4 protein-coding genes and 2 rRNA genes (1 of these 6 running past the window's edge) are annotated in these 6,888 nt (G+C 57.7%); 4 read left to right on the top strand and 2 right to left on the bottom strand.

Going from position 1 to position 6,888, the window contains the following annotated elements; translation table 11 throughout:
• Nucleotides 1-1,386, top strand: a 23S ribosomal RNA gene (locus tag KP003_RS15025) (it extends 1,573 nt beyond the left edge of the window).
• A gap of 123 nt (nt 1,387-1,509) precedes the next feature.
• A 5S ribosomal RNA gene (rrf, locus tag KP003_RS15020) occupies nt 1,510-1,626 on the top strand.
• Between the two features lie 165 nt (nt 1,627-1,791).
• Here the strand turns inward: rrf and lon are convergent.
• Entirely contained in the window at nt 1,792-4,191 is a 2,400-nt protein-coding gene (gene lon / locus KP003_RS15015) for an endopeptidase La (protein ID WP_217299853.1), read from the bottom strand.
• A 224-nt stretch (nt 4,192-4,415) separates the two neighbouring features.
• On the opposite strand from lon, the gene KP003_RS15010 reads away from it, so the two are divergent.
• Together KP003_RS15010 and KP003_RS15005 are read left to right on the top strand one after the other, a co-directional pair.
• Nucleotides 4,416-5,099 (top strand): type 1 glutamine amidotransferase domain-containing protein, encoded by a 684-nt coding sequence (locus tag KP003_RS15010; protein ID WP_217299852.1) that lies wholly within the window; start codon nt 4,416-4,418, stop codon nt 5,097-5,099.
• Between the two features lie 49 nt (nt 5,100-5,148).
• Nucleotides 5,149-6,048, top strand: coding sequence for a pirin family protein (locus KP003_RS15005; RefSeq protein ID WP_217299851.1), 900 nt, complete (start codon nt 5,149-5,151; stop codon nt 6,046-6,048).
• 75 nt (nt 6,049-6,123) lie between these two features.
• Here the strand turns inward: KP003_RS15005 and KP003_RS15000 are convergent, their stop codons facing one another.
• A complete protein-coding gene (locus KP003_RS15000) occupies nt 6,124-6,810 on the bottom strand; it encodes a YiaD family glycine zipper/OmpA-like lipoprotein (RefSeq protein WP_217299850.1) in 687 nt (228 codons plus the stop codon).
• Nucleotides 6,811-6,888 lie beyond the last annotated feature (78 nt).

Here is a 6,888-nt window from a genome sequence, read left to right as displayed (position 1 = left end):
CTGATGACGAGGGGGTATCCCCGCAAAGTCGTCGATCCCATGCTTCCAAGAAAAGCCTCTAAGCTTCAGACAGCAGGTGACCGTACCGTAAACCGACTCAGGTGGGTGAGGATAAATGTCCTAAGGTGCTTGAGAGAACACTGGTTAAGGAACTCGGCAAAATGATACCGTAACTTCGGGAGAAGGTATGCCCTTTTTGGTGAAGGCGATTCGCTCGCACAGCTGAAGAGGGTCGCAGAGAAATGGCGGTAGCGACTGTTTACTAAAAACATAGGACTCTGCAAAGTCGCAAGACGACGTATAGGGTCTGACGCCTGCCCGGTGCCGGAAGGTTAAGGGGATTTGTTAGCCGCAAGGTGAAGCTTTGAACCGAAGCCCCGGTAAACGGCGGCCGTAACTATAACGGTCCTAAGGTAGCGAAATTCCTTGTCGGGTAAGTTCCGACCTGCACGAATGGCGTAACGATTTCCGCGCTGTCTCAACCAGTGGCTCAGCGAAATTGAATTCTCGGTGAAGATGCCGAGTACCCGCAGAAAGACGGAAAGACCCCGTGCACCTTTACTACAGTTTGACAGTGACATTCGAATAAGCTTGTGTAGGATAGGTGGGAGACTTTGAAGCTGGGACGCTAGTCTCGGTGGAGTCAACCTTGAAATACCACCCTGGTTTGTTTGGATGTCTAACCCAGGCCCGTCATCCGGGTCGGGGACACTGTCTGATGGGTAGTTTGACTGGGGCGGTCGCCTCCCAAAGAGTAACGGAGGCGCGCGAAGGTTCCCTCAGGCTGATTGGAAACCAGCCGTAGAGTGTAAAGGCATAAGGGAGCTTGACTGCGAGACCAACAAGTCGAGCAGGTACGAAAGTAGGTCTTAGTGATCCGGCGGTTCTGTATGGAAGGGCCGTCGCTCAACGGATAAAAGGTACGCCGGGGATAACAGGCTGATCTCCCCCAAGAGTTCACATCGACGGGGAGGTTTGGCACCTCGATGTCGGCTCATCGCATCCTGGGGCTGAAGTAGGTCCCAAGGGTTTGGCTGTTCGCCAATTAAAGCGGTACGCGAGCTGGGTTTAAAACGTCGTGAGACAGTTTGGTCCCTATCTTCTGTGGGCGTAGGATACTTGAGAAGAGTTGACCTTAGTACGAGAGGACCGGGTTGAACGTACCTCTGGTGTTCCAGTTGTTCCGCCAGGAGCAGTCGCTGGGTAGCTATGTACGGAAAGGATAACCGCTGAAAGCATCTAAGCGGGAAGCCTCCTTCAAGATTAGGTATCCCTGGGAGCAATCCCCTAAAGGCCCGTTGTAGACCACAACGTTGATAGGCCGGGTGTGTAAGTGCAGTAATGCATTCAGCTTACCGGTACTAATCGGCCGTGAGGCTTGACCATAAAAAATTCTTAGAGAGGGGGGTGGTTCTCCACCCCCCGATCATAAACTGCCAAAAATCCTACAGACACGAAATGCGATTGTGAGAAACATACTGCGATGGCGTAAGCCAAAGCTAAGAGTTTCTCTGTGGCTATGCCGAGAGGGTCACACCCGTTCCCATCCCGAACACGGAAGTTAAGCCTCTCAGGGCCGATGGTACTGCATTGGAAACGATGTGGGAGAGTAGGTCGCCGCAGGGAATTTAATAGAAAAAGCCCCGTCTGAAAACAGACGGGGCTTTTTCGCGTCCAGAGGCTGGCTTCTACTCTCGCAAGCTCACCCCCCGGCACCGTCCCTCACCCCCTACCCCTCTCCCGGGGGGTGGAGAGGGGAGACCTGTACGGGAGAGGGGAGCGGTAGGAGAGCTACTTGCCGAAGGCCACTTTGGCAACGTCCGGGTATTCCTTGGTGAAGTGAACTTCCAGTCCTTCCTTCAGATAATCCGGCAGCTCCAGAAAATCCTTTCGGTTTGCTTCGGGGAAAATCAGCACCTTCAGCCCGGCCCTCCTTGCCGCGATGGTTTTCTCCTTCACGCCACCTATCGGCAGTACCCGCCCAGTCAGGGTCAACTCGCCGGTCATCCCCAGTTTCGTACGTACCGGCTTTCCTTTTATCATCGAGATCAATGCCGTTGCCATGGTGACGCCTGCGGAAGGGCCATCCTTCGGCGTGGCGCCGGCGGGTACGTGCAGGTGCACGAAGTGGGTGTCGAAATAATCCTCCGGTGCACCATACTCCTTCAGGTGTGCCATCACATAGGAATAGGCTATTTCCGAGCTCTCTACCATTACGTTGCCCAACTGGCCGGTCTGCCTGAACCCCTTACCCTTACTCGCCATGGCGGTTGCTTCGATGGGAAGCGTGGCGCCACCCATGCTCGTCCAGGCCAGGCCGGTCACAACGCCCGGCACTCCTTCGAAGATTTCCTCGGTGGTGAAGACAGGCTGGCCCAGATAGCCAGCCAGATCCTTGCGGGCAATCATTATCGGCTCTGTTCTTCCGCCTGCAAATTCCTTCGCCGCCATCCTCATCAGCTTCTTGATCCTGTTCTCCAGAGTGCGTACGCCGGCTTCTCGCGCCCAGCCGTCGATGAGGGCGGCGAGGGCATCCTTCCTGATCGTAACCTGGCCGTGCTTCAGCCCGTGGTTCTTCAGTGCTTTCGGGATCAGGTAGCGTTTGGCGATCTCCATCTTCTCTTCCAACACATAGCCTGAGAGCCGGATGATCTCCATCCGGTCCAGCAACGGTGCGGGGATAGTGTCCATTTGGTTGGCAGTGGCAATGAAAAGGACGTTGGAGAGATCGAAGGGCACGTCGAGGTAGTGATCGCGGAACGTCGCGTTCTGCTCTGGATCGAGCACCTCCAGGAGCGCCGACGCGGGATCCCCTTGGAATGACGCACCGATCTTGTCGATCTCGTCCAGCATCAGTACCGGGTTTGCTGTTCCCGCGCTTTTCATGGCCTGGACGAACTTGCCGGGCATGGCGCCTATGTAGGTGCGGCGATGCCCCTTGATCTCGGCCTCATCCCGCATACCACCCAGCGAGAATCTGAAAAAGGACCGTCCGAGGGCGTCGGCGATGCTCTTGCCGATAGAGGTCTTGCCAACTCCGGGAGGGCCCACCAGGCACAGTATCGAACCTGAGATGTCCCCTTTCATCTTGCCCACTGCGATGAACTCGGTGATCCTGTCTTTCACGTCGTTCAACCCGTGGTGGTCCCGGTCGAGGATTCTCCTTGCCTTGTCGACGTTGTAGGAATCCTTGCTGTACCTGCCCCAGGGGAGGATGGTGAGCCAGTCGAGGTAATTGCGCGTGACGTGGTATTCGGCCGAGGCGGGTTCCAGCAGCTTGAATTTCTCCAGTTCCTCGGTGACCGCCCGCTGCGCCTCGTCGTTCATTTTTAGATGCTTGAGGCGCTCCTCGAATTTTTCTGCTTCGGCTGTCTTTCCTTCCTTTTCCAGCCCCAGTTCCTTCTTGATCGCCTTCAGCTGTTCGCGCAGAAAGAATTCACGCTGTTGCTGGCTGATCTTTTCCTCGATCTGCTTCGTGATCTTGGTCTGCAACCTGGACACTTCCAGCTCTTTCTTGAGTAGTGTCAGGACCAGATCGATCCTCTTTCGCACGTCGAAGAGTTCCAGCACCCGCTGCAGGTCCTGCCCGTCGGAAGAGGTCAGGCTGGCAGCAAAATCGGCGAGCTTTCCGGGGTCGTCGATGCTTGACCGCCCCAGGAACAGCTTGATCTCCTCGGAGTAAAGCGGGTTGATCTGGACCAGCTCCTTCAAGGTACTGACGACTGCCATTGAGTAGGCTTTCAGCTCGGGGTTGACGGAAAGCTCGGTGCCGTACTGGTAATTCACGGTAGCGAATAGGGCCCCGTCGTTTTCGTGCAGTTCGGCTATGGTGAAACGCTCCAGCGTGTTGAGCAGGAACTGGGCGTTCTGGTCGTCGATGTGCATCATTTTGACGATCTTGCCGGCCACCCCAACGTTGTGCAGGTTGTCGGCACCGTCCGGTCTATCGGGATCCTTGACCAGCACAAGGCCTATCGCCTGGCCCGGCGTTTCCAGCGCCCGCTTGATAGCCTGTACCTGGTGCGGGTCGTTCAGTACCATCGGGACCAGCATGTTGGGAAAGGCGGGGCGCGGCCGTAGCGGTATGATCGGAAGCCCCAGTGGCAGGACTTCCGACGCCAGCACCAGCCCGCCCCCCTGCTCTTTGCCGTTCACTTCAGCTTCGACTATTTCAACATCCTTTTCGCTCATGATGAGACTCCTGGTGTGGTTTTAATAAAACGTAAGCACGGTTATCGAAACTGTCAACCTCACCCGGTCTGAACGCTGCGGTCCCATCGGGGAACAGCACCGCTGCAGCCACCGCGCTCCTGCCCTGGTTGCTATTCTCTCTGAATGTTGTACACACATACAGGTGCGAGTAAGGGCATAACAATCCATCTGCTTGGTCAGGCACTGGATGAAAGGAGTCAGCCATGAAAATTCTGATGGTGGTAACCTCCCATGACAAACTGGGGGACACTGGTGAGAAGACAGGTTTCTGGTTGGAAGAACTAGCCGCACCTTATTACGTCTTTAGGGACGCCGGAGCCAAGGTCACCATAGCGTCACCCAGAGGGGGGATGCCGCCGGTGGACCCGAAGAGCAACCTCCCGGAAAACGAGACCGAAGCAACTAACCGCTTCAAATCGGATCCGGCCGCCCAGGATGACCTGGCCCATTCCACGCGGCTGCATGAGGTGTCGGTTAACGACTTCGACGCGATCTTTTTCCCGGGAGGGCATGGCCCCCTGTGGGACCTTGCCGTCGATCCGGATGCCTTAGCACTCATCGCGGCCTTCGCCAAAGCTGACAAACCGATAGGCGCGGTTTGCCATGCACCGGCGACGCTGGGAGACGTGATGGGCAAGGATGGCGATTTCCTGGTCCGAGGCAAGCTGGTCACCGGTTTTACCAACGCCGAGGAGGAAGCCGTCGGGCTCACCGACGTGGTCCCTTTCCTGCTCGAGGACCGGCTGAAGGAACGTGGGGCGCAGTTCCGGCACGGGGATAACTGGGCGCCTTACATCGAGGTGGATGGCAAGCTGGTGACGGGTCAGAACCCCGCCTCCTCGGCACCTGCCGCGGAGGCCCTGCTGAAGGTGCTGGCGGCCCGATGAGGCTGGCCGGCGGGACCAATCCGAAAAGGAAAAGGGGAAAGGAGCGGATATGGATACTCTGCGCAAGATAAGGAAGGTCTGGAAAAGCAAGCCCACCATCGAGGGGGCCGGGGTGCACCTGAAGCGGGCCTTTGGCAATCATGAGGTTCCCCTGTTCGACCCCTTCCTGCTCATGGATGACTTTCACTCCAACTACCCGCCCCATTACCTGAAGGGGTTTCCCTGGCATCCTCACCGGGGCATAGAGACCATCACCTACGTGCTGCATGGCAGGGTGGAGCACGGCGACAGCATGGGCAACAAGGGGGTGATCGGCCCGGGCGACCTGCAGTGGATGACCGCCGGCAGCGGCATCATTCACCAGGAGATGCCGCTGGGTGACGACGAGGGACTCATGTGGGGATTCCAGCTCTGGGCCAACCTCCCGGCTTCGCACAAGATGATGCCGCCTCGCTACCGGGGTATCGTCGCCGAAGAGATCCCGGAGGTGACCATGAACGGGATCAAGGTCAAGGTGATCGCTGGCACGGCTGGAGGAGTCCAGGGCCCGGTGCGGGACGTGGTCGTCGATCCCGAGTACCTCGATGTGACCATGCCGGAAGAATCGACCTTCACCCACGCCATCAAGCGTGGGTACACCGTCCTCGCCTATGTCATAGACGGTGAAGGGTACTTCGACCATGAACGTAACGCCTACGAGCACGAGGCTGTGGGGACGAACTACTTCGACCTGGAGCGTCGTTGCGAGTGCGGACCAGAGAACCTGATCCTGTTTGAAGATGGGGATGTGGTCTCAGTGACCACCCAGGGGAAACCGGTGCGCTTTCTCCTTATATCGGGAAAGCCGATCGGGGAACCGGTGGCGTGGTACGGCCCCATCGTGATGAACACCCAGGAGGAGCTGCAGGTGGCCTTCGAGGAGTACCAGAAGGGGACGTTCGTGAAGTAACTGTTGGGTGAGAGAAAGTCGGTAGTGCCAAAAGAAAAACGGGGCGCCTTTGCAGGCGCCCCGTTTTGGGTTGGATCAGTTGTTGCCGCTGCCCTCGGCTTTCAGCTTCTCGTTCGGGGAGAGCTCGATCTGCACGCGACGGTTCAGGGCTCGGTTGGCATCCGAGTCGTTGGGGACCGCGGGGCGGGAGGAGCCGTAGCCGACCGCTGCTATCTTGGATCCAGGGACCCCCTGCGAGACGAGGAAGTCGCGCACCCGGCCGGCGCGCCGCTCGCTGAGGGGCTGGTTCACCGCATCGGAGCCGGTGGAATCGGTGTGCCCCTCGATGATGATGGTGGTCTGGGAGTCTCTCAGTGTGGGCACTGCCTTGCTGAGGGCGTCCTTCGCCTCAGGCTTCAAGGTGTCTTTCCCTACATCGAACAGGATGCCGGAAGGAAGCGCCACGTAGACCTTGTCGCCGTCACGTACCACCTCGGCCTGCGGCATCTCCTTCTTGAGCGCGGCCGCCTGACGGTCCATGTAGTTCCCGACACCGCCGCCCACTACTGCGCCAGTCAGGCCGCCGATTGCCGCGTTGCGACCGCGGTGTGATTTGCCGCCAATGAGTGCGCCGGCACCTGCCCCCAGTACCGCGCCGCCTAAAGCACCCAGCCCGGTTCTCTTGAATTCGTAGCTTCCATCTGGATTGGTGGCGCAACCTGTTGCTAACAAAGCAACGGCCATCATGCCAACGATAATTCTTGCGATCAAGCGTGCTGTCATAGTTTTATCTCCTTAATGAATGAAATAGCCACAGGAACCAACAAAAGATATCACCTAACCTGCCTAAGATCAATGTCC

Source organism: Geomonas diazotrophica (assembly GCF_019063885.1).
GTDB lineage: Bacteria > Desulfobacterota > Desulfuromonadia > Geobacterales > Geobacteraceae > Geomonas > Geomonas diazotrophica.
The sequence above is the reverse complement of the archived record's forward strand: the minus strand, read 5'-3'. Positions and strand labels throughout refer to the sequence as shown.

Excerpts from the sequence above, each read along its gene's own strand:
- lon (WP_217299853.1), bottom strand. The coding sequence starts at position 4,191 with ATGAGCGAAAAGGATGTTGAAATAGTCGAAGCTGAAGTGAACGGCAAA.
- KP003_RS15005 (WP_217299851.1), top strand. The coding sequence starts at position 5,149 with ATGGATACTCTGCGCAAGATAAGGAAGGTCTGGAAAAGCAAGCCCACC.
- KP003_RS15000 (WP_217299850.1), bottom strand. The coding sequence starts at position 6,810 with ATGACAGCACGCTTGATCGCAAGAATTATCGTTGGCATGATGGCCGTT.
- KP003_RS15010 (WP_217299852.1), top strand. The coding sequence starts at position 4,416 with ATGAAAATTCTGATGGTGGTAACCTCCCATGACAAACTGGGGGACACT.